General features: G+C 74.7%; 17 protein-coding genes. 10 read left to right on the top strand and 7 right to left on the bottom strand.

Annotated elements, in window-relative coordinates; translation table 11 throughout:
* The first annotated feature begins 143 nt into the window (after positions 1-143).
* From panB to ACIPXB_RS12695, 3 genes are all read left to right on the top strand, one after another.
* A complete protein-coding gene (panB, locus tag ACIPXB_RS12685; RefSeq protein ID WP_401448113.1) occupies positions 144-1,013 on the top strand; it encodes a 3-methyl-2-oxobutanoate hydroxymethyltransferase in 870 nt (289 codons plus the stop codon).
* A gap of 102 nt (positions 1,014-1,115) precedes the next feature.
* Positions 1,116-2,150, top strand: a complete 1,035-nt coding sequence (locus ACIPXB_RS12690; RefSeq protein WP_401448115.1) for an ATP-binding cassette domain-containing protein — start codon at positions 1,116-1,118, stop codon at positions 2,148-2,150.
* Positions 2,147-2,998, top strand: coding sequence for an ABC transporter permease (locus tag ACIPXB_RS12695; RefSeq protein ID WP_401448117.1), 852 nt, complete (start codon positions 2,147-2,149; stop codon positions 2,996-2,998). Before ACIPXB_RS12690 ends, ACIPXB_RS12695 begins: the two co-directional genes overlap by 4 nt.
* Before the next feature lie 61 nt (positions 2,999-3,059).
* Here ACIPXB_RS12695 and ACIPXB_RS12700 read toward each other — a convergent pair whose 3' ends face one another.
* Complete coding sequence (locus ACIPXB_RS12700; RefSeq protein WP_401448119.1) at positions 3,060-7,043, bottom strand: AfsR/SARP family transcriptional regulator; 3,984 nt, start codon at positions 7,041-7,043, stop codon at positions 3,060-3,062.
* Between the two features lie 92 nt (positions 7,044-7,135).
* Between ACIPXB_RS12700 and ACIPXB_RS12705 the strand changes: the two genes are divergently transcribed.
* On the top strand, positions 7,136-7,933 hold the full coding sequence (locus ACIPXB_RS12705) for a site-2 protease family protein (RefSeq protein ID WP_401448121.1): 798 nt from the start codon (positions 7,136-7,138) through the stop codon (positions 7,931-7,933).
* Here the strand turns inward: ACIPXB_RS12705 and ACIPXB_RS12710 are convergent.
* On the bottom strand, positions 7,923-8,108 hold the full coding sequence (locus tag ACIPXB_RS12710) for a hypothetical protein (protein ID WP_401448123.1): 186 nt from the start codon (positions 8,106-8,108) through the stop codon (positions 7,923-7,925). The genes ACIPXB_RS12705 and ACIPXB_RS12710 overlap by 11 nt on opposite strands.
* A gap of 119 nt (positions 8,109-8,227) precedes the next feature.
* Entirely contained in the window at positions 8,228-8,929 is a 702-nt protein-coding gene (gene npdG / locus ACIPXB_RS12715) for an NADPH-dependent F420 reductase (RefSeq protein WP_401448125.1), read from the bottom strand.
* Between the two features lie 93 nt (positions 8,930-9,022).
* On the opposite strand from npdG, the gene ACIPXB_RS12720 reads away from it, so the two are divergent.
* Positions 9,023-9,652, top strand: a complete 630-nt coding sequence (locus tag ACIPXB_RS12720; protein ID WP_401448127.1) for a hypothetical protein — start codon at positions 9,023-9,025, stop codon at positions 9,650-9,652.
* A 244-nt stretch (positions 9,653-9,896) separates the two neighbouring features.
* On the opposite strand, the gene ACIPXB_RS12725 is transcribed toward ACIPXB_RS12720, so the two are convergent.
* A complete protein-coding gene (locus tag ACIPXB_RS12725; RefSeq protein WP_401448128.1) occupies positions 9,897-10,202 on the bottom strand; it encodes a hypothetical protein in 306 nt (101 codons plus the stop codon).
* Between the two features lie 58 nt (positions 10,203-10,260).
* On the opposite strand from ACIPXB_RS12725, the gene map reads away from it, so the two are divergent.
* Entirely contained in the window at positions 10,261-11,118 is an 858-nt protein-coding gene (gene map / locus ACIPXB_RS12730) for a type I methionyl aminopeptidase (RefSeq protein ID WP_401448131.1), read from the top strand.
* A 115-nt stretch (positions 11,119-11,233) separates the two neighbouring features.
* A complete protein-coding gene (locus ACIPXB_RS12735; RefSeq protein WP_401448133.1) occupies positions 11,234-11,881 on the top strand; it encodes a heme oxygenase (biliverdin-producing) in 648 nt (215 codons plus the stop codon).
* Between the two features lie 86 nt (positions 11,882-11,967).
* Here the strand turns inward: ACIPXB_RS12735 and ACIPXB_RS12740 are convergent, their stop codons facing one another.
* From ACIPXB_RS12740 to ACIPXB_RS12750, 3 genes are read right to left on the bottom strand one after another with little or no spacing between them, the layout of a single operon-like run.
* Complete coding sequence (locus tag ACIPXB_RS12740) at positions 11,968-12,648, bottom strand: PhzF family phenazine biosynthesis protein (RefSeq protein ID WP_401448136.1); 681 nt, start codon at positions 12,646-12,648, stop codon at positions 11,968-11,970.
* 35 nt (positions 12,649-12,683) lie between these two features.
* The gene (locus ACIPXB_RS12745) at positions 12,684-14,180 is read right to left on the bottom strand and encodes an HtaA domain-containing protein (protein ID WP_401448137.1); all 1,497 of its coding nucleotides are present in this window, start codon (positions 14,178-14,180) and stop codon (positions 12,684-12,686) included.
* Between the two features lie 34 nt (positions 14,181-14,214).
* Positions 14,215-15,705 (bottom strand): HtaA domain-containing protein, encoded by a 1,491-nt coding sequence (locus ACIPXB_RS12750; RefSeq protein ID WP_401448140.1) that lies wholly within the window; start codon positions 15,703-15,705, stop codon positions 14,215-14,217.
* Positions 15,706-15,821: 116 nt separating this feature from the next.
* On the opposite strand from ACIPXB_RS12750, the gene ACIPXB_RS12755 reads away from it, so the two are divergent.
* From ACIPXB_RS12755 to ACIPXB_RS12765, 3 genes are all read left to right on the top strand, one after another.
* Entirely contained in the window at positions 15,822-16,841 is a 1,020-nt protein-coding gene (locus ACIPXB_RS12755) for a hemin ABC transporter substrate-binding protein (RefSeq protein ID WP_401448143.1), read from the top strand.
* A 180-nt stretch (positions 16,842-17,021) separates the two neighbouring features.
* Positions 17,022-18,050, top strand: a complete 1,029-nt coding sequence (locus ACIPXB_RS12760; RefSeq protein ID WP_401448315.1) for a FecCD family ABC transporter permease — start codon at positions 17,022-17,024, stop codon at positions 18,048-18,050.
* On the top strand, positions 18,047-18,934 hold the full coding sequence (locus ACIPXB_RS12765) for a heme ABC transporter ATP-binding protein (protein WP_401448144.1): 888 nt from the start codon (positions 18,047-18,049) through the stop codon (positions 18,932-18,934). Before ACIPXB_RS12760 ends, ACIPXB_RS12765 begins: the two co-directional genes overlap by 4 nt.
* Positions 18,935-18,973: the final 39 nt, after the last annotated feature.

Genomic DNA, 18,973 nt, shown 5'->3' on the forward strand with positions numbered 1-18,973 from the left:
GCCGTGGCGGGCCGGGCGTGTGACGGAGCGCCGACGGAGCCGTGCGGCGCGCTCTTCCGGTGCGGGCCGCGCGGATGCCACCATGGTGGGTGAGTCCGGGGACGCCGTGAGGGCGCCTCGAGATGACACAAGGAGCAGTTGCAATGACGCACGCCGTTTCGCCTGCCCAGGAACCCGCCAAGGTGGCAGCCCCCACCCTGTACGGCGGGAAGGGCACGCGGCGCATCACCGTCCGCGACCTCGGCCTCGCCAAGGAGCGGGGCGAGAAGTGGCCGATGCTCACCGCCTACGACGCGATGACCGCCTCCGTGTTCGACGAGTCCGGCATCCCGGTCATCCTCGTCGGCGACTCGATGGGCAATTGCCACCTCGGCTACGACACCACCGTGCCCGTCACGATGGACGAGATGACCCTGCTGTCGGCGGCCGTGGTCCGGGGCACCAGCCGGTCCCTGGTCATCGGCGACCTGCCGTTCGGCTCGTACCAGGAGGGGCCGGTCCAGGCGCTGCGCAGCGCCACCCGGCTCGTCAAGGAGGCCGGGGTCGGCGCGGTCAAGCTGGAGGGCGGCGAGCGCTCGCTGGCCCAGACGGAACTGATCGTGCAGTCGGGCATCCCGGTCATGTCGCACCTGGGGCTGACCCCGCAGTCCGTCAACGCCATGGGCTACCGGGTCCAGGGCCGCGGCGACGAGGCCGCCCACCAGCTGCTGCGCGACGCGAAGGCCGCGCAGGACGCGGGCGCGTTCGCGGTGGTGCTGGAACTGGTCCCGGCCGAGCTGGCCGCCGAGGTCACCCGCTCGCTGCACATCCCGACCGTCGGCATCGGCGCCGGCCCGGACTGCGACGCGCAGGTCCTGGTGTGGACCGACGCGATGGGGCTGACGAGCGGGAAGCTGCCGCGGTTCGTCAAGCAGTACGCGAACCTCCGCCAGACGATGGGGGACGCGGCGAGGGCGTTCGCCGAGGACGTGGTCGGCGGATCGTTCCCGCAGGAGGAGCACAGCTTCCACTGATGCCGGCCGACGGCCCGCCGACAGCTTCGTCGGCGGGCCGTCGCCCGTCTGTCGGTCGGCTGTCGGTCGTCTGTCGGTGCGTTGTCAGTGGCGTCTGGTCCCATGGTGGGCATGACGCGAAACGACAAGAACCCCCGGCACGGCACCAACGCCGTGGAGGTACGGGGACTGGTCAAGCACTACGGCGAGACCAAGGCGCTGGACGGCGTGGACCTCGATGTCCGCGAGGGCACCGTCCTCGGTGTCCTGGGCCCCAACGGCGCCGGCAAGACCACCCTGGTGCGCTGCCTGTCCACCCTGATCGTCCCGGACTCCGGGACCGCGACCGTCGCGGGCTACGACGTGGTCCGCCAGCCCCGGCAGCTGCGCCGCACCATAGGCCTCACCGGTCAGTACGCCTCGGTCGACGAGAAGCTCTCCGGCTGGGAGAACCTCTACATGATCGGCCGGCTGCTGGACCTGTCCCGCAAGGACGCCCGGGCCCGCGCGGACGAGATGCTGGAGCGGTTCTCCCTGACGGAGGCCGCGAAGAAGGCCGCCATGCACTACTCCGGCGGTATGCGCCGCCGGCTCGACCTCGCCGCCTCGCTGGTCGGCAACCCGGCCGTGCTCTACCTGGACGAGCCGACCACCGGTCTGGACCCCCGTACCCGCAACGAGGTGTGGGACGAGGTCCAGCGCCTGGTCGCCGAGGGGGCCACCGTGCTGCTCACCACCCAGTACATGGAGGAGGCCGAGCAGCTCGCGAGCGAGCTGACGGTCATCGACCGCGGCAAGGTCATCGCCAACGGCAAGGTGGACGAGCTGAAGGCGCGCGTCGGCGGCCGCACCCTGCGGATCCGCCCCGTGGACCCCTCGGACGTGCCGGGCATGGCCCGCTCGCTGGCCGAGGCCGGTCTGGACGGCGTGGCCGGCTCCCAGGCGGTGCCGGACGAGGGCGTGCTCCTCGTCCCGATCCTCAGCGACGAGCAGCTGACCGCCGTGGTCGGCCTGCTGGCCGCCCGCGGGTACGCGATCGCCGACCTCGGCACGTACCTGCCCAGCCTCGACGAGGTGTTCCTGGCGATCACCGGCCAGAAGCCCGCCCTCGCCGAGGACTCCGTCCCCACCGACAAGACCGAGGAGGTCGCGGCATGAGCACCGTAACCACGACGAAGCCCGCTCCCGCCGCCTCCGGTCGGCGCCCGGCGGGCTCCCCCGCCGGGGAGGGGCGGATCGGCCTGCGGGCCAACCTGCGGCACATCGGGGCCCTGGTGCGCCGCAACGCCCTGCAGATCAAGCAGGACCCCGAGTCGATGTTCGACGTCCTGTTCATGCCGATCATCTTCACGCTGCTGTTCGTCTTCGTCTTCGGCGGCGCGATCTCCGGCAAGGGCAACCAGGCGGCGTACGTCAACTACGTCATCCCGGGCCTCATGGCGATGATGGGCATGAACATCGCCATGGCGGTCGGCACCGGGGTCAACGACGACTTCAAGAAGGGCGTGATGGACCGGTTCCGGTCCATGCCCATCGCCCGGTCGTCCGTGCTCCTCGCCAAGATCGTGGTCGAGCTCGGCCGGATGCTGGTCGCCATCGCGATCCTGCTGGCCGTGGGCTTCATGCTCGGACTGTCGATCAAGTCCTCCGTGCTGGACCTCTTCCTCGCCATCGGGCTGTCCGCGGTCTTCGGCGGCGCGCTGATGTGGATCTTCATCCTGCTCGGTCTCACCATGAAGACCGCCCAGGCCGTCCAGGGCATGGCGATGCTGGTCCTGATGCCGCTGCAGTTCGGCAGCTCGATCTTCGCCCCGCCGTCCACGATGCCGGGCTGGCTGCAGTCCTTCACGGACTACAACCCGCTGTCCAACCTGGCGGACGCCGCCCGCGCCCTGATCAACGGGACGCCCGTGGGCGACTCGGTGTGGATGACCCTGCTCTGGTCGCTGGCCATCACGGCGGTCACCATGCCGCTCGCGGTCCGCAAGTTCCGCCAGAAGACCTGATCCGGGCGTCGCTCCGCTCCGGATCGCGTCCCGGGACGGACTCCTGACGGGGGATCCCGGATCAGACGAGGGCGGTGGCCTCCTTCAGGGTGAGGCCGCCGCCTTCGGCGTACGCCCGCGCGTACGCGTCCTCGCCGAGCGCCGCCCGTGCCAGCTCCTCGGCGTGGGCGGCGTCCTCGCGTTCGGTGGACACCGGATGGTGCGCGGCCGGCAGGTGGGCCCGGTAGGCGCCGAGCAGCCGCGCGGCGTCGTACGCCCGTTCCCGGCCGCCGAGCGAGGCGAGGGCGTCCGCGGCCGTCACCAGGAACACGGCCGGCAGGTGCGGGGCGACCATCAGCGCGAGCGGCTGCCGAAAGGCCCCCATGGCCTCGCGGACCCTCTGGAGGCACTCCTCGTACGCGCCCTCCCGGTTGTCCAGCCAGGCCACGGTCGCGAGCAGGAACACGTCGAAGACGGCGAACGCGCCGAGGGCGAACTCCTCGCGCAGCAACTGGATCTGGACGCGCGCCTCCGGGATCCGGCCGGTGCGGCCGAGGATGTTCGCGAGGAACATGCGGGCCGCGGGCATGGCCTCGTTGCCGAGCGACTGGCGCACGCCGGCGATGACCTCGGTGAGGATCTCCTCGGCCTGCGCGACCTCGCCGCTCTCGACGAGCGCGCCGGCCATCCGGACCCGCAGCACGGTCACCTGCGCCCGCGCGCCGAGGCGTTCGGCGTACCCGATCGCCGCCCGGTAGTCCTGGGCGGCCGCCCGGTACGCGCCGCGTTTCTCCCGGGCGTCGGCGCGGGCGGCCAGGGCCTCGGCGCAGCCCCAGTCGTCGCCGAGCTCACGGAAGATCTCCAGGGACTCGTCGGCGTCACGGGCCGCGTCGCCCACCCAGTCGGAGCGGTTGGCCAGGACGGCGGCGCGCAGTTGGAGGGCGGAGGCGAGCTCCCAGCGGAGGCCGAGGGCGCGGGCGGTGTCGACGGTGGCGTACACGACCTCCTTGAGCAGCCCGGCCTCGCCCGCGATCATGACGGCGTAGATCCACAGGGAGGCCGGGGTCCGGCAGGTCTGCGGCAGTCCGGGCCGGTAGGTGGCGAGCACGCCCTCGATGACGGCCTGCACCTCCGGGTTGTCCCAGTCGGCGTTGCTGTGGTCGCGGGAGGCCAGCCGGACCAGGTGCAGGGCGCGCCAGCCCTCGGCCATCAGGGCGTCGGAGTAGGGCGGGGGCGTGTCGACGAGCCGCTCGTACACGGGCTCGGCGGGGGCGTACGGCGGGGCGAAGGGGTCGGGGCCGAGGGCGGCGGCCGCGTCGGCCCAGTGCCGGGCCTCGGTGCGCAGGTCCTGCATGTGCCAGTACCAGCCCAGCGCGTGGACGAGGCAGAGCACTTCGCCGGCGTCGCGGGCGGCGACGGCCCGGCGCAGCGCCGTACGGAGGTTCTCGTACTCGGTGGCGAGGCGGTCGACGGCCGCGCGCTGGCCGTGACCGCGCAGGCGCGGCTCGGTGCCGCGGGCCAGTTCGCGGTAGTGGACGAGGTGGCGGCGCTCGGTGGCCTCGCGGTCCCCCGGGACCTCGGCGAGGCGCTCGGCGGCGTACTCTCCGACGGTCTCCAGGAGGCGGTAGCGCATGCCGGTGCCGTCGGCGGTGGGGGCGGCGACGACGAGGGACTTGTCGACGAGCGAGCCGAGGGTGTCGGCGGTGTCGTACGCCGGGTCGGCGCACACGGCTTCGGCGGCGTCGAGGTCGCAGCCGCCGGCGAAGACGGACAGCCGCCGCAGCACGGCGCGTTCGGGGGCGTCCAGGAGGTCCCAGGACCAGTCGACGACCGCGCGCAGGGTCTGCTGGCGGGGCAGCACGGTCCGGCTGCCGCTGGTCAGGAGCCGGAAGCGGTCGTCGAGGCGGTCGGCGATCTGGCGCGGGGCGAGCAGCCGCAGCCGGGCCGCCGCGAGCTCGATCGCCAGCGGGAGACCGTCGAGGCGGCGGCAGATCTCGGCGGCGGCTTCGGGGTCGTCGGCGACCGTGAACCCGGGGCGGGCGGCGGCGCCCCGGTCCGCGAAGAGCCGGAGCGCGGGGCCGGGCGGCAGCGGCTCCACCGGGCGCAGGAACTCCCCCGGCACGCCCAGGGGTTCGCGGCTGGTGGCCAGGATCCGGACGCCCGGGCAGTGCGTGAGGAGCTCCTCGGCGAGGCGGGCGGCGGCGCCGATGACGTGCTCGCAGTTGTCCAGGATCAGCAGCAGCCGGCGGTGCGCGCAGTATTCGGCGAGGCGGCGCAGGGGGTCGTCGCCGGTGGTGTCGGTCAGGGCGCGCAGTTCCTCGGCGGCGGCGCCGCGCAGCTTGGTCTCACGGGCGCCGACCCCGGCGAGCGCGGCCTCGGCGACGTCGTCGGGGTCGTCGACGGGGGCGAGCTCGACGAGCCACACCCCGTCGGGCCAGGTGCCCGGGGCGTGCGCCTCGGCGGCCTCCTGCGACAGCCGCGTCTTGCCCGCGCCGCCGGGGCCGAGCAGCGTGACGAGCCGGGCGCCGGCGAGGTCGTCGCCGATGGTCTTGATGTCGTCCTCACGCCCGACGAACGTGGTGAGCCGAGCCCGCAGATTCCCCCCGGCGGCGGTCCCGGCCGGGGCCGCGGGCACGGCCGCCGCGGGGGCGGGGGCCGAGGCACCCGGTACCTCGTGCCCGGGCGCGGGGGCCGCTCCCCCGGCGGCCCCGGGCACCCCGGCGGCGGTGCCGGCCACCCCGGACACGGGGGCCGAGGCACCGGGTACCTCGTGCCCGGGCGCGGGGGCCCAGGTACCCGGTACCTCGTGCCCGGGCGCGGGGGCCGCTCCCACGGCGGCCCCGGGCACCCCGGCGGCAGCCCCGGAAACCCCCGGCGCGAGCCCGGGTCGCCCGGGAGCGGGCGCAGAGGCTCCGGCCGCGCCCCCGGACGCAGTCCCGGCAACCCCGGGCCCGACCCCGGGAACTCCGGCAGCAGTCCCGGCAACCCCGGGCACGGTCCCGGCGGCGCCGGGCCCGCCCCCCGGCCCTCCGGGCGTACTCCCCCTGGGCCCGGGCGTGGTCTCGGCTGCCCCGGCCGATCCGGGCGACTGGAGCCCGGCACCGGGTGCCCCCGCAGCCGGTCCGGGCGTACCCGCCGCGGCCTGCGGCGCCCCGGCCGCGGTACCCGGCGCCGTGGCGGCCGGGTGTCCCGTGGCCGCCAAGTGCCCCAACGCGGTGGCCGCCGGGTGGCCCGGGCCCGGGGCGGGCAGGTGGACCGGGGCCGGGGCCGACGGGTGTGCCGGTGCGGGCCGGTGGGTGGTGGGGGGTGTGGGGCCCAGGAGTTCGGTGTGCAGGGTGCGGAGTGTGGGGCCCGGGTCCGTGCCCAGGCGGGCGGCGAGGGCGCGGCGGACGCCGTCGTACGCGGCCAGCGCCTCGGCGGTGCGGCCGCTGTCGCGCAGGGCCCGCAGCCGCAGGGCCTGGAGGGGTTCGTCCAGCGGCCGCTCGGCGCACAGGGCGGTGAGTTCCGGCAGGGCGCCCTCCGCCCGGCCCAGGGCGAGGGCGGCGGCGAGCCGCCCCCGGCGCGCCTCCAGCCGTACGGCGTCCCAGCGGGCGGCCTCGGCCGCCGGGTCCGGCAGGTCGGCCAGCGCCGGGCCGCGCCACAGGCCGAGCGCCTCGTCGTACAGCTCGGCGGCCCGGGCCGGGTCCCCGTCGGCCAGAGCCCGGCCGGCGGTGCGGGCGAGCCGCTCGAAACGGTAGACGTCGATGTCGTCGCGGTCGGCGGCGAGGCGGTAGCCGCCCTCGTCGGAGACGACGGCGGCGTGCCCGACGGTCCGGCGCAGCCGGCCGACGAGGGCCTGGAGGGCGGCGACGGCGTCGGCGGGCGGATCGCCGGCCCACACCTCGTCGACGAGCACCCGCGGCGGGACCGCGCGGCCGGGCCGCAGGGCGAGCGCGGTGACCAGGGCGCGCAGCCGCGCCCCGCCGACCGGGACGGGGGTCCCGTCGCCGCGGACCGCCTGGGTGCTGCCGAGGATCGCGTAACGCACCGCCCCATTGTCCCCTTCCCCGCCGAACGGTCCCTCCATTTTCCGGCCGGGCCCGTGGCCGGGCCCTTCGGCGGGGGCCGTGGCGGGGGCGGGCCGCGGCGGGTCACCGGGACAGCGGTAGGTTTCGCCGCATGGGTGTGCAGACGGGCCGCGGGGAGCGGCGGATCAGTTCGGTGTTCATCGGCATCGTCGCCGTGATGGCCGTGACCGGGTGGGCGGTGTGGACGGGGTACTCCACCAGCACCGGGCTCGCGGTGTTCCTGTTCGTCACCGCCGCCTGGGTGGTGTCGCTGTGCCTGCACGAATACGCGCACGCGCGCACCGCCCTGCACAGCGGCGACCTCAGCGTCAAGGACCGGGGCTACCTCACCCTCAACCCGCTCGCGTACACGCACGCGCTGCTGAGCATCGTCCTGCCGGTGCTGTTCATGATCTTCGGCGGCATCGGCCTGCCGGGCGGGGCCGTGTACATCGAGCGCGACCGGATCACCAAGCGCTGGCAGCACAGCCTGATCTCGGCGGCGGGGCCGCTGACGAACGTGGCGTTCGCGGTCGTGTGCACCGCGCCGTTCTGGCTGGACGCCCTGGACGGCGTGCCCGTGCCGTTCCGTTTCGCGCTCGCCTTCCTCGCGCTGCTCCAGGTCTCGGCGGCGATCCTGAACTTCCTGCCCGTCCCCGGGCTCGACGGCTACGGGGTCATCGAGCCCTGGCTGTCGTACAACCTGCGCCGCGAGCTGGCGCCCCTCGCGCCGGTCGGGCTGCTCATCGTCTTCGGCCTGCTGTGGATCCCGGCCGTCAACCAGTTCTTCTTCGGCGTGGTGCACGACCTCCTGGCCGCGCTCGGCGTCAGCGACCTGGAGTCGTACTGCGGCCGCGAGCTCTACACCTTCTGGAGCGAGGCCGGCGGCCTGTGCGAGGTCAGCGGCTGACCTCGGAAGCCTTCTGCGCCTTGGCCCGGCGGATGTAGAACCAGGCCATGTTGGAGGTCAGGCCGGCCAGCAGCACCCACACGATCCCGATGAAGTCGCCCCGCACGAAGGCGACGACTGCTGCGGCCACGGCGAGGGCGCAGACGACAAGGGCGAACACGGCAAGGCGGGGCATGGGGGCGGGCTCCTCGGGGGCACGGAACGGGTCGAGCTCCTCCAGTGTCCCCCATGCGCCGGGCCGGTCCGCGGCGGCTCCCCGGCCACCCGCCGGGAGCGGGTGGCCGGTGGGGCGGGTCAGACGTCCGTCACGCGCAGGCCCGCGTGGGCCTTGTAGCGGCGGTTGACCGAGATCAGGTTGGCGACCAGGGACTCGACCTGGTGGGCGTTGCGCAGGCGCCCGGCGAAGACGCCGCGCATGCCGGGGATGCGGGCGGCCAGGGCCTGGACGAGGTCGGTGTCGGCGCGTACCTCGCCGAGGACCATCACGTCGGTGTCGATCTCCTCGATGGACTCGTCCTGGAGGAGGACGGCCGACAGGTGGTGGAAGGCGGCCGTGACGCGCGAGTCGGGGAGCAGGGCGGCCGCCTGCTGGGCGGCGCTGCCCTCCTCGGGCTTGAGGGCGTACGCGCCCTGCTTGTCGAAGCCGAGCGGGTTGACGCAGTCGACGACCAGCTTGCCCGCGAGCTCCTCGCGGAGGGACTCCAGGGTCTTGGCGTGGCCGTCCCACGGCACGGCGACGATCACGATGTCGCTGCGGCGGGCGCACTCGGCGTTGTCGGCGCCCTCGATGCCCAGGCCCAGCTCGTCGGCGGCCGTCCGCGCCCGCTCGGCGGCGCGCGAACCGATGATCACCTTCTGGCCGGCGCGGGCCAGCCGGTAGGCCAGGCCCCGGCCCTGGTCCCCGGTACCGCCCAGGACGCCGACCACGAGGCCGGATACGTCGGGCAGCTCCCACGGGTCGCGGGCCGCGGGCTTGCTGTTCTCAGTGGAGGTCATGGGGGCGAGCGTACTGCCGGGTAGCGCAAGGCCGAACGGGTGAGGCGGTGGCAACCGCACACGGTTCGGCCGGCCGTGCGCAAGGATGCGGCCATGGACGCGGTCAGAGTCGCGCTGCTGCGCGAGGTCCTCGCCGGGACGCAGTGGCCCGACGCCGCCCGCCGTTTCGCGGGCTCGCTGCGCCGCTCGGTCGCGCCGGCCGGCGGACGCCTGCTGCTGGTGGGCACCGAGGGCTACGAGCCCTGGCACCTGGCCGCGCACCTGGTGGACGAGGCCGCCTGGTCGGGGCGGCCGGAGCTGGCGCCGACCCTGGTACGGCACCGGGTGCTGCCGGGCGAGCCGCCGCACCTGTCGGTGGGGCTGGGCCGGCTGGCGACGGCCCGGCGCGGGCACACGCTGCTGGTGGTGGCGCCGGAGCGGCCCGGCGCGGGACTGCTGGAGCGGGTGTACGACGCCCGCCGGGCGGGGGCGACCGTGCTGTCCCTGGACGGCGGGGACGAGGAGCTCGGCGCGCTCGCGCACGACGCGCTGTCCGTGCCGGCGGACGGGGACGGGGATGGGGACGGGGATGGGGACGGGGTGGACCTGGACACGGTGCAGCACCTGGTGAGCGCGGCGGCCGGGGAGAACGGCCTGCCGGGGCAGCGGGCCCCGCGCCGGTTCCGGGACCGGCTGGCGCGGCTGGCCGACCAGCTGACGGCCCCGCCGCCCAGCCGCTGGTAGCGCCCCCGTACCGCGGGCCGGCCGGGCACCGCCGCGGCCCGCCGGGCCCGCCGCGGCCGCCAGGGCCGCCAGGGCCGCCAGGGCCGCCAGGGCCGCCGGAGCCATCGGGTGCTCAGGGCCACCGGGGGCGCACGGCCGCGGCGGCCGCAGGGACTCAGGGGCTGCCGGAGCCCACCGGAGCCGCCGGGCACTCAAGGGCTGCCGGAGCACACGAGCCGCCGTGATCTCCGGTGCTGCCGGGGCCTCAGGGCGTCGCCGTGCCCCCGGGCTCCCCGCCGCCGTTCGCGCCCTTCGCGTCGTTCGCGTCGTTCACGTCGTTCACGTCGTTCACGTCGTTCACGTCGTTCACGTCGTTCCACCGGGGGTCGGTCTGCCACTCCAGGTTGCGCTCCTGCGCGGTCTGCATGGCGCGCTCCGCCTCCTCCGGCGTCCCGTACGGGCCGAAGCGGTCCTTGGCCGGGCATTCCGGCCCTTCCTCGACCTTCTGGTGGACGAGGCAGTAGTACCACTCACCCGGCTTGCCGACCTGACGCTTCTTGAACAGGGCCATCGCGTGCTCCTTCCGCTGCCGCCATGCTGCCCGATCCCCGCTGGATACACTCGCATGCATGTCTGGCCAGTCGCTGCTCGTACCCGGCGAGCTCTCTCCCGCCCGTTCCGTCCCCGGCAACATCCGTCGCCCCGAGTACGTGGGCAGGCCCGGGCCCAAGCCGTACACCGGACCGGAGGTGCAGTCGCCCGAGACCGTCGAGGCGATGCGCGTCGCCGGCCGCATCGCCGCGCAGGCGATGGCGGAGGCCGCCAAGCTGATCGAGCCCGGGGTGACCACGGACGCGCTCGACAAGGTCGCCCACGAGTACATGTGCGACCACGGCGCCTACCCCTCGACGCTGGGCTACCGGGGCTTCCCCAAGTCGCTGTGCTCGTCGGTCAACGAGGTCATCTGCCACGGCATCCCGGACTCCACGGTGCTGCGCGACGGCGACATCGTGAACCTGGACGTCACCGCCTACATCGGCGGCGTGCACGGCGACAACAACGCCACCTACCTGTGCGGCGACGTGGACGAGGAGTCGCGGCTGCTGGTGGAGCGCACCCGCGAGGCGCTGAACCGGGCCATCAAGGCCGTCAAGCCGGGCCGCCAGATCAACGTCATCGGCCGGGTCATCGAGTCGTACGCGAAGCGCTTCGGTTACGGCGTGGTCCGGGACTTCACCGGGCACGGCATCAATTCGTCCTTCCACTCCGGCCTGATCATCCCGCACTACGACAGCCCGCACGCGACCACGGTCATCGAGCCCGGCATGACCTTCACGATCGAGCCGATGCTGACGCTGGGCACGCACGAGTACGACATGTGGGCGGACGGCTGGACCGTCGTCACGAAGGACCGCAAGCGGACCGCGCAGTTCGAGCACACACTGGTGGTGACCGACACCGGGGCCGACATTCTCACGCTCCCGTAGGTTTTACCGACAGGCCGTCGGGAACACATTGACTTAGGCAAGCCTAAGTAAGAGGATCGGGTGGGGCGGCGCGCTGCCGCCACGCCCGGCTCCCGCATCCCTACGGAGGTCCGTCTTGGACGCCTTCTCCACGGTCATCCGCGTCGCCTCGCACGAGCAGCACACCGAGGCCGAGACGTCGACGTTCATGAGCGACCTGCTCGGCGGCCGGCTCGGGGTGGACGCGTTCACGCGCTACACCGAGCAGCTGTGGTTCGTCTACCGGGCCCTGGAGGACGCCGCCGCGTCCCTGCGGGACGACCCGGTCGCCGGCCCCTTCATACGGCCCGAGCTGATGCGCCTGACCGAGATCGAGCGCGACCTCGCGCACCTGCGCGGCCCCGCCTGGCGCGGGACGCTGGCGGCCCTGCCCGCCACCGAGGCGTACGCCGCGCGCGTCGCCGAGTGCGCCGCCACCTGGCCGGGCGGGTACGTGGCCCACCACTACACCCGGTACCTGGGCGACCTCTCCGGCGGCCAGATCATCCGCGACAAGGCGGAGCGGACCTGGGGCTTCGAGCGCAGGGGCGACGGCGTGCGGTTCTACGTCTTCGAGCAGATCTCCAACCCGGCGGCCTTCAAGCGGACCTACCGCGAGCTCCTCGACGCCATCGCGGCGGACGACCTGGAGAAGCAGCGGATCATCGACGAGTGCAAGCGCGCGTTCGACTTCAACGGCGCGGTCTTCCGCGAACTGGGCGAGCAGTTCCCGCTGAGCGCGTGAGCCGCCGGTAACCCTGCGCCCCCACCTGGGGGTCCGGCGGAGCTCCGCCGGACCCCCAGGAACGTTTCCGCGCCCTGGCCGTACGCCTACTGCCGTGGGCGCGGTACGCCGGCCGCGGCCGGTGCGAAGCGGACGCGGCCGCCGATCTCGATGGTGCCGTCGGGGCCGGGGGCGGTCAGGATCTGCGAGCCGGCGCCCTGCGTGATGTTCAGCGCGCGGTCCAGCTGGGCGGTCAGCAGCAGCGCCGCCGAGCCGGTGGCCTCGTCCTCGGTGATCACCCCGTCCGGGCGGCGCGGAAAACCGCGGGCCCGGACCCGGCCCGCGGTCTCGTCCTCCCAGGCCCACGCGTACAGCCAGCCCTCGCCGGGCGGCGGCGCGGGCAGCGCGTCCACCTCGGCGGGGCTCGCGTACTGCACGGTGCGCTTGCCCTCGACCCACTCGGCGCGCGCCGTGATCCAGGTGAACTCCCCGTCGTCGCGCGCCCATACGGCGCCCGCGGGCGGGTTCAGCTCCTCGACGTCCAGCAGCCAGGCCACCCCGACCAGCGGGTGCCCGGCGAAGGCCGGCCGGGTGCCGGGCGTGCGGATGTCGACGACCCCGCGTTCGGGGTCGTCGACGAACACCGTCTCGCTGTAGCCGAGTTCGGCCGCCAGCGCCTGGCGGGAGGCGTCGTCCGGGCAGGTCCGGCCGTCGCGTACGACACCCAGCAGGTTGCCGTGGCTCCCGTCGCCCGCGCAGAAGACCTTGAGCACGTCGAGATCGTTCACGCGGGAATTGAAGCACGCGGTCAGCTGTCCACGCGTCAGCCGGAGGTGGTGGTCCGGCGCCTGCGGGCGAGGAACACCGCACCCGCGCCGGCCGCGACGATCGTGCCGGAGGCCAGGAGCAGGGTGCCGGCCGGGACTTCGGAGCCGGTGGCCGCGAGGTTGCCGCCCGCGCTGCCGCCGCCGGCCGTACCGCCGCCCACGCTGCCGCCGCCGCCCGCCGTGCCGCCGGCCGGGGTGGTGGCGGTCGCGGTCGAGGTGGGGGTGGCGCTCGGCAGGACGGCGTCCTTGTCGACGGCCACGGACAGGACGAGGGCGTCCATCGGCATGCCCGCCTTGTACATGTTGCCCTGGGAGCTGTCGAAGGTGGCCGCACCCTCGGCGGTGAAGACGGCCGGCACGCTGTCGAGGGCCAGCACGCCCTTGGCCGTGCGGTAGTCGGTGCGCGAGAGGTCGAGCGTGGCGAACGGCACGGCGGTCTTGGCGCCGGCGGCGTTGGTCACGTCCAGGTACAGGGTGCCGGACGCGCCGGCGGCCTTGACCCGGGGGTTGGCGAGGGTGATGTCGATGCCGTGCGCGGCGTACTGGAAGCGCAGGCTGCCGGCGAACGCGGCGTCGAGCTTCTTGGCCTTGGCCTCCAGTTCGCCCTTGCCGAGGGCGAAGTCGAACGTCGAGCCGTTCTTGGCGGCGCCGCCGGCCGGGGTGACACTGCCGCCCGCGCCGAGGACGTAGCCGCGGAAGGACTCCTTGAAGCCCCAGGTGAGGCGGCCGGAGAGGATCTTCTGCACGTCGTCGTCCGGCGCCTGCGTCGCCGTGGCGCTCGCGGTGGCGCTCGGGGTCGACGAGGGGGAGGAGGTGTTCGAGGGGGTGGTCGTCGGCCCGGGGGCCTGATCCTCGAACTGCAGCTTCGCGGTCAGCGGGTCGCCGGCCAGGCCGTTGTAGCGCTGCGAGCCGAGCTGGTCGGCGGCCTCCTTCGTCAGCTTGGTCGCCAGGCCGGTCATGTCCATGCCCTTGAAGGCGACGTCGGCGAGCGGCACGTCCTGCGTGGTGGCCTCCCCCTTGGTGACGTCGGCGGTGAGCTTCCGGGTCCCGCTGTCGATACGGAAGTCGGAGAGCTTGACCGTGAAGCCGTGACCGGCCGGCGGGGCGGGCGAGCTGAAGGTGACGCTGCCCTGGAAGGCGGCGGTGATGGTGTGCCGGTTCTCGCGGGGGTCGTACTGGCCGGCGGGCGCGCCGAACCGGAAGGTGCCGTCGGCGTTCTGCTTCGCACCGTCGCCGACCGTGATCGTGCCGTGCGCCATGCCCGTCACGTACTCCCGGTAGTCCTTCAGCAGACCCCAGTCGAGGGTGCCGCCTATGACCTTCCGGGGCGCGGTGGGCGCACCGGCGGCCGGTGCGGCCTGTCCGGCCTGTCCGGCCTTGGCGGCCCCGGCGGGCTCCGCGGCGGAGGCGGGGAGCATCAGGGCGCTCGCGCCCAGCGCGGCCGCGGTCAGGGTGGCGGCGGCGAGCGCGAGCGATCGGCGGTGGAACGACATGACAGAGGTCTCCTGCACGGGGGTCGGGAGTGGATCAGTCCTGCGGGGCGGAACCGGCGTCGGGGGCGCCCGCGGTGGGTGCGGTGTCGCCGGTGGGGGCGCCGGTGGTGTCGCGGGTGGTGGCGGCCGCGGCGCGGCGCCTGCGCAGGACGAGGAAGCCGGCGGCGAGGGCCAGGACCAGGGCCGCCCCGGCCAGGGACAGGTGGAGGCCGGTGCGCGAGGACGCCTCGGCGGACGCCGCCGGCGCGGGCGACTCCGCGGCGGCGGTGCCCGACGGCGTGGGCGACGGCGCGGCGGCGGTGGAACCGAGGTTCGGCAGGGCGGGCAGCTGGGCGGAGGCGTCGAGGGCGACCGCGAGGGTGACGGGGTCCATCTCGGTGCCCGCCTTGTAGAGGGAGTTGAAGGCCTTGGAGCCGCCCTCGGTGAGGGTGGCCGGCGCCTCGGTGAGGGTGGCGAGCTGCCCCTCGGTCTTCATGCCCTTGGCGTCGAACTCGGCGAGCGGGACGGCGTTCTGGGTCTGGCCGGCGCTGGTGACGTCGGCGGACAGGGTTCCCTTGCCGTTCTCGATCCTGACGGCCACCTTGCCGAAGGTGAGGTCGAGGTGGGCGCCGGTGAAGCGGACGCTGCCGGCGAACGCGGCGTCAAGGGTGCCCTTCTGGCCGTCGTACGTGCCCTGGCCCTGCGGGAAGCGGAACAGCGCGCCGCCGTCCTGCGCGCCCTCGGCGAGCGTCCACCTGCCCTGGCCGACGGAGCCGCTGACGTACTCGCGGAAGGTACGGCGCACGCCCCAGTCGACGGCGGCGTCGGCGAAGGCGCCCGGCGCGACCGTGCCGGTGGTGCTCGGCTGTGCGCTCGGCTGCGCGCCCGGGCTCTGCGCGGCGGGGGTGGTGGGCTGCGCGGCGGCCAGGACGTCGGCGGAGAGCGAGACGGGGTCGAGCGCGGTGCCGGCGCCGTAGTAGCCGGCGAAGGACGTGGCGCCCTGCTCGGTGAGGGTGGCCGGGACGTTGGTGAGGGCGAGCGGGCTGCCGCCGCCCATCATGTTGATGCCGCCGAGGCCGAGCGTGGCGAAGGCCACCTGGGACTGGCTGCTGACCGCGCCGGTGTCCTTGGCCTTGCTGGTGACGTCGACGTGGAGGGTGCCGCTGCCCCCGGAGATCCGCACGGTGGGGTTGCTGACCGTCATGTCCAGGTCGAGGCCGCCGTCGGGCCGGGCGTGGCCGGTGAAGCGGACGCCGCCGGTGAAGGCGGCGGTGAACTCACCGGTGTCGGGGTCGTAGGAGCCCTTCGCCGAGTGGAAACGGAACAGGCTGCCGCCCGCGGTGGCGGCTCCGTTCTTCAGCTGGAAAGCGCCTTTCGAGATGGGACCCGTGACGTAACTCTGGAAAGACGATTTGATGCCCCAGTCGAGACGGCCGCCCTGCACGGTGCGGCTCGCGGCCTCGGCGGCGGCGGCCGGCAGCAGGAGCGCTCCCAGCAGGGCCGCCAGCAGAGCAACGGCGAACGCGCGGGCGGGTCGTGCGGACATGAATGTCCCCTCCAAGGTCTAGCAACTGAGGTTAGGCTAACCTAAGCTACCTCCGGCCGGGTTTGGCAAGCCCCCGGTGCCCAGAACCTTCAGCCGGACGACAGGACGGTGCCTTCGTGCCTACGCCCGCCGCCCCACCCCGTTTCCCCCGCCGCGCCGTCGCGCTGCTCGCCCTGGCGCTCGCGCTGGCGCCGGCCGTGACGGGCTGCGGGAGCACGGACACCCCCGGGGCCCCCGCGGCCGCCGGGGCCCCGGACCGGGTGGAGCCACTGGCCGCCGCGGCGCCCGTACCGGCGCTGCCGGCCACGGTGTCCTCGGCGGACGGCGCACAGGTCACCGTGGAGTCGGCGGAACGGATCATCCCGCTGTCGGGCAGCCTGAGCGAGATCGTGTACACCCTGGGCCTCGGCGGGAGGGCCGTCGCCCGGGACATCACCACCACGTTCGAACAGGCCGCCGCTCTGCCGGTGGTGACACGAGCACACGACGTCTCCGCCGAGAGCGTGCTGTCCCTGCGGCCCACCCTCGTCGTCGCCGAGACCACGACCGGCCCGGCCGAGGCCGTGCAGCAGATCCGCGACGCCGGCATCCCGGTCCTGGTCGTGCCCCCGGCCAAGTCGCTGGACGACGTGCCCCGGCGCATCGACGCGGTCGCGGCGGGCCTCGGCGTGAAGGAGGCGGGCGAGGCGCTCAAGCAGCGCACCGCCGACCGGATCGGCGCCGCCCGCAAGGACATTCCGGCCCACTCCGCCAAGAAGCCCCGGGTGGCCTTCCTCTACCTGCGCGGCACGGCCTCCGTCTACCTGCTCGGCGGCGCCGACTCGGGCGCGGCCTCCCTGCTGGAGGCGGCGGGCGCGGTCGACGCGGGCAAGGAGTCGGGCCTGGCCAAGGACTTCACCCCGATCACGAGCGAGGCGCTGGCGGCGGCCGCGCCCGACGCGATCCTCGTCATGTCCAAGGGCCTGGAGTCCGTCGGCGGCGTCGACGGCCTGGTCAAGATCCCGGGCGTCGCGCAGACCCCCGCCGGCATGGACCGGCGCGTGGTCACCGTGGACGACGGGGTCCTGCTCAACTACGGCCCCCGCACGAACGAGGTCCTCACCTCCCTGATCACCCAGCTCTACGGCAAGGCCTGACCCGTGACCGCACTCTCGCCCACCGACGACCCGTCGGCCCAGGCGCCCTCGGAGACCTCGGCGGCCTCCGACACGCCGGCGCCCTCCGGCACCCCGGCGCCGCCCGACACCGAGCCGTCCTCCGGCACCCCGCCGTCGAAGGACGGGGCACCGCCCGCCCGTACGGCCGGCCTCGGCGGACTGCGCCGCGGCGGACTCGTGCTCGGCGCCGCACTCGTCGTCGCCCTGGTGGTCCTCGCCCTGGTCTCGGCCGGGCTCGGCGCCTACCGCATCCCCCTCGGCGACGTCCTGGCCTCCGTACAGCACCGGATCGGACTGGGCGGCGCGCCGCTGGACCGGGTCGGTGAGAGCGTGCTGTGGAACGTGCGGCTGCCACGCGTGGTCCTGGCGCTGCTCGTCGGATCGAGCCTGGGCTGTGCCGGCGCGCTGATGCAGGGCGTGTTCGGCAACCCGCTGGCCGAGCCCGGCGTCATCGGGATCTCGGCGGGCGCCGCCGTCGGCGCGGTCGCCGCCATCGGCCTCGGCCTCAGCTTCTTCGGCAACTGGACGATCACGTTCTGCGCGTTCGTCGCGGGCCTGTTCACGGTCGGCTCCGTCTACCTGCTCTCGCGCAGCGGCGGGCGGACCGAGGTCGTCACCCTCATCCTCACCGGCATCGCCGTCAACGCCTTCGCGGGCGCCCTCATCGGGCTGTTCGTCTTCTTCGCCGACAGCGGCCAGGTCAACCAGATCACCTTCTGGCAGCTCGGCTCACTCGCCCAGGCCACCTGGCCCAAGGTGCTCGCCGTGCTGCCCTGCGCGCTGGCCGGCCTGCTGCTGGCCCCGCTGTACGCCCGCCGGCTGGACCTGCTCGCGCTCGGCGAACGCCCCGCCCGCCACCTCGGGGTGCACGTCGAGCGGTTGCGCGTCCGCCTCATCCTGCTCGTCGCGCTGCTGACGGCGGCCGCCGTCGCCGTGGCCGGCGTCATCACCTTCGTCGGACTGCTCGTCCCGCACCTGCTGCGCATGGCCAACGGTCCCGGCCACCGGTTCCTGGTCCCCGGCAGCGCGCTCGCCGGGGCCGTGGTCCTGGTCGCCGGCGACCTGGCCGCCCGTACCGTCGCCCAGCCCGCCGAGCTGCCCCTGGGCGTCCTGACCGCCCTGATCGGCAGCCCGTTCTTCTTCTGGCTGCTGCGCCGGACCCGCCGCAGGCAAGGAGGCTGGGCATGAGCCGCACGCCCGGGACGCCGCTGCGCACGCTGTTCGGGCGCGCCCGGCGCGACCTGCCCGCCCGCCCCGCCCCCGGCGAGACCGTCGCCGAGGTGAGCGACCTGCACGTACGCCTGGGCGGGCGCGAGGTGCTGCGCGGCATCGAACTGACCGCGCGCTCCGGTGAGGTGCTGGCCCTGGTCGGCCCCAACGGGGCGGGGAAGTCCACCCTGCTGGCGGCGCTGGCCGCCGATCTGCCCGCCGCCCGCGGCACCGTACGCATCGACGGGCGCCCGGTGACCGAGTGGCCCGCCCCGGACCTGGCGCTGCGCCGCTCCGTCCTGCCCCAGTCCGCCGAACTGTCCTTCCCCTTCCCGGTCGAGGACGTCGTACGGATGGGCCGCGCGCCGTACGCGGGCACCGCCCCGGCCGACGCCGACGACGACGCGGTGGCCGCCGCGATGGCCGCCACCGAGGTCACCGCGTTCGCGGCCCGGCCCTTCTCGGCCCTGTCCGGTGGCGAACGGGCCCGGGTGGCGCTGGCCCGCGTCCTGGCGCAGCGGGCGCTCCTGCTGCTGCTGGACGAGCCGACGGCGGCGCTGGACCTGCGCCACCAGGAGCTGGTCCTGCGGATCTGCCGGGAACGCGCCGCGGCCGGCGACGCGGTGGTGGTCGTCCTGCACGATCTGGGCCTGGCCGCCGCGTACGCGGACCGCGCCGCCGTCCTGCACGAGGGGCGGATCGCCGCCGAGGGTCCGCCCGCGGAGGTCTTCCGCGACGAGCTGCTGAGCCGGGTCTACCGGCAGCCGGTCGAGGTGTTCGGGCACCCCCGCACGGGGGTGCCTCTGGTGGTCCCGGTGCGCGCCGCCGTACCCGGTCCCGGCGCCTCCCCGGCCACCTCCTGAGGGCAGCGGCTGGAGTCGTGCCCGGCCGGCCGGGCCGCC

The sequence above is a fragment of the Streptomyces sp. NPDC090022 genome (genome assembly GCF_044748145.1).
GTDB lineage: Bacteria > Actinomycetota > Actinomycetes > Streptomycetales > Streptomycetaceae > Streptomyces.

Excerpts from the sequence above, each read along its gene's own strand:
- panB (WP_401448113.1), top strand. The coding sequence starts at position 144 with ATGACGCACGCCGTTTCGCCTGCCCAGGAACCCGCCAAGGTGGCAGCC.
- ACIPXB_RS12690 (WP_401448115.1), top strand. The coding sequence starts at position 1,116 with ATGGTGGGCATGACGCGAAACGACAAGAACCCCCGGCACGGCACCAAC.
- ACIPXB_RS12695 (WP_401448117.1), top strand. The coding sequence starts at position 2,147 with ATGAGCACCGTAACCACGACGAAGCCCGCTCCCGCCGCCTCCGGTCGG.
- ACIPXB_RS12700 (WP_401448119.1), bottom strand. The coding sequence starts at position 7,043 with ATGGAGGGACCGTTCGGCGGGGAAGGGGACAATGGGGCGGTGCGTTAC.
- ACIPXB_RS12705 (WP_401448121.1), top strand. The coding sequence starts at position 7,136 with ATGGGTGTGCAGACGGGCCGCGGGGAGCGGCGGATCAGTTCGGTGTTC.
- ACIPXB_RS12710 (WP_401448123.1), bottom strand. The coding sequence starts at position 8,108 with ATGCCCCGCCTTGCCGTGTTCGCCCTTGTCGTCTGCGCCCTCGCCGTG.
- npdG (WP_401448125.1), bottom strand. The coding sequence starts at position 8,929 with ATGACCTCCACTGAGAACAGCAAGCCCGCGGCCCGCGACCCGTGGGAG.
- ACIPXB_RS12720 (WP_401448127.1), top strand. The coding sequence starts at position 9,023 with ATGGACGCGGTCAGAGTCGCGCTGCTGCGCGAGGTCCTCGCCGGGACG.
- ACIPXB_RS12725 (WP_401448128.1), bottom strand. The coding sequence starts at position 10,202 with ATGGCCCTGTTCAAGAAGCGTCAGGTCGGCAAGCCGGGTGAGTGGTAC.
- map (WP_401448131.1), top strand. The coding sequence starts at position 10,261 with ATGTCTGGCCAGTCGCTGCTCGTACCCGGCGAGCTCTCTCCCGCCCGT.
- ACIPXB_RS12745 (WP_401448137.1), bottom strand. The coding sequence starts at position 14,180 with ATGTCGTTCCACCGCCGATCGCTCGCGCTCGCCGCCGCCACCCTGACC.
- ACIPXB_RS12750 (WP_401448140.1), bottom strand. The coding sequence starts at position 15,705 with ATGTCCGCACGACCCGCCCGCGCGTTCGCCGTTGCTCTGCTGGCGGCC.
- ACIPXB_RS12765 (WP_401448144.1), top strand. The coding sequence starts at position 18,047 with ATGAGCCGCACGCCCGGGACGCCGCTGCGCACGCTGTTCGGGCGCGCC.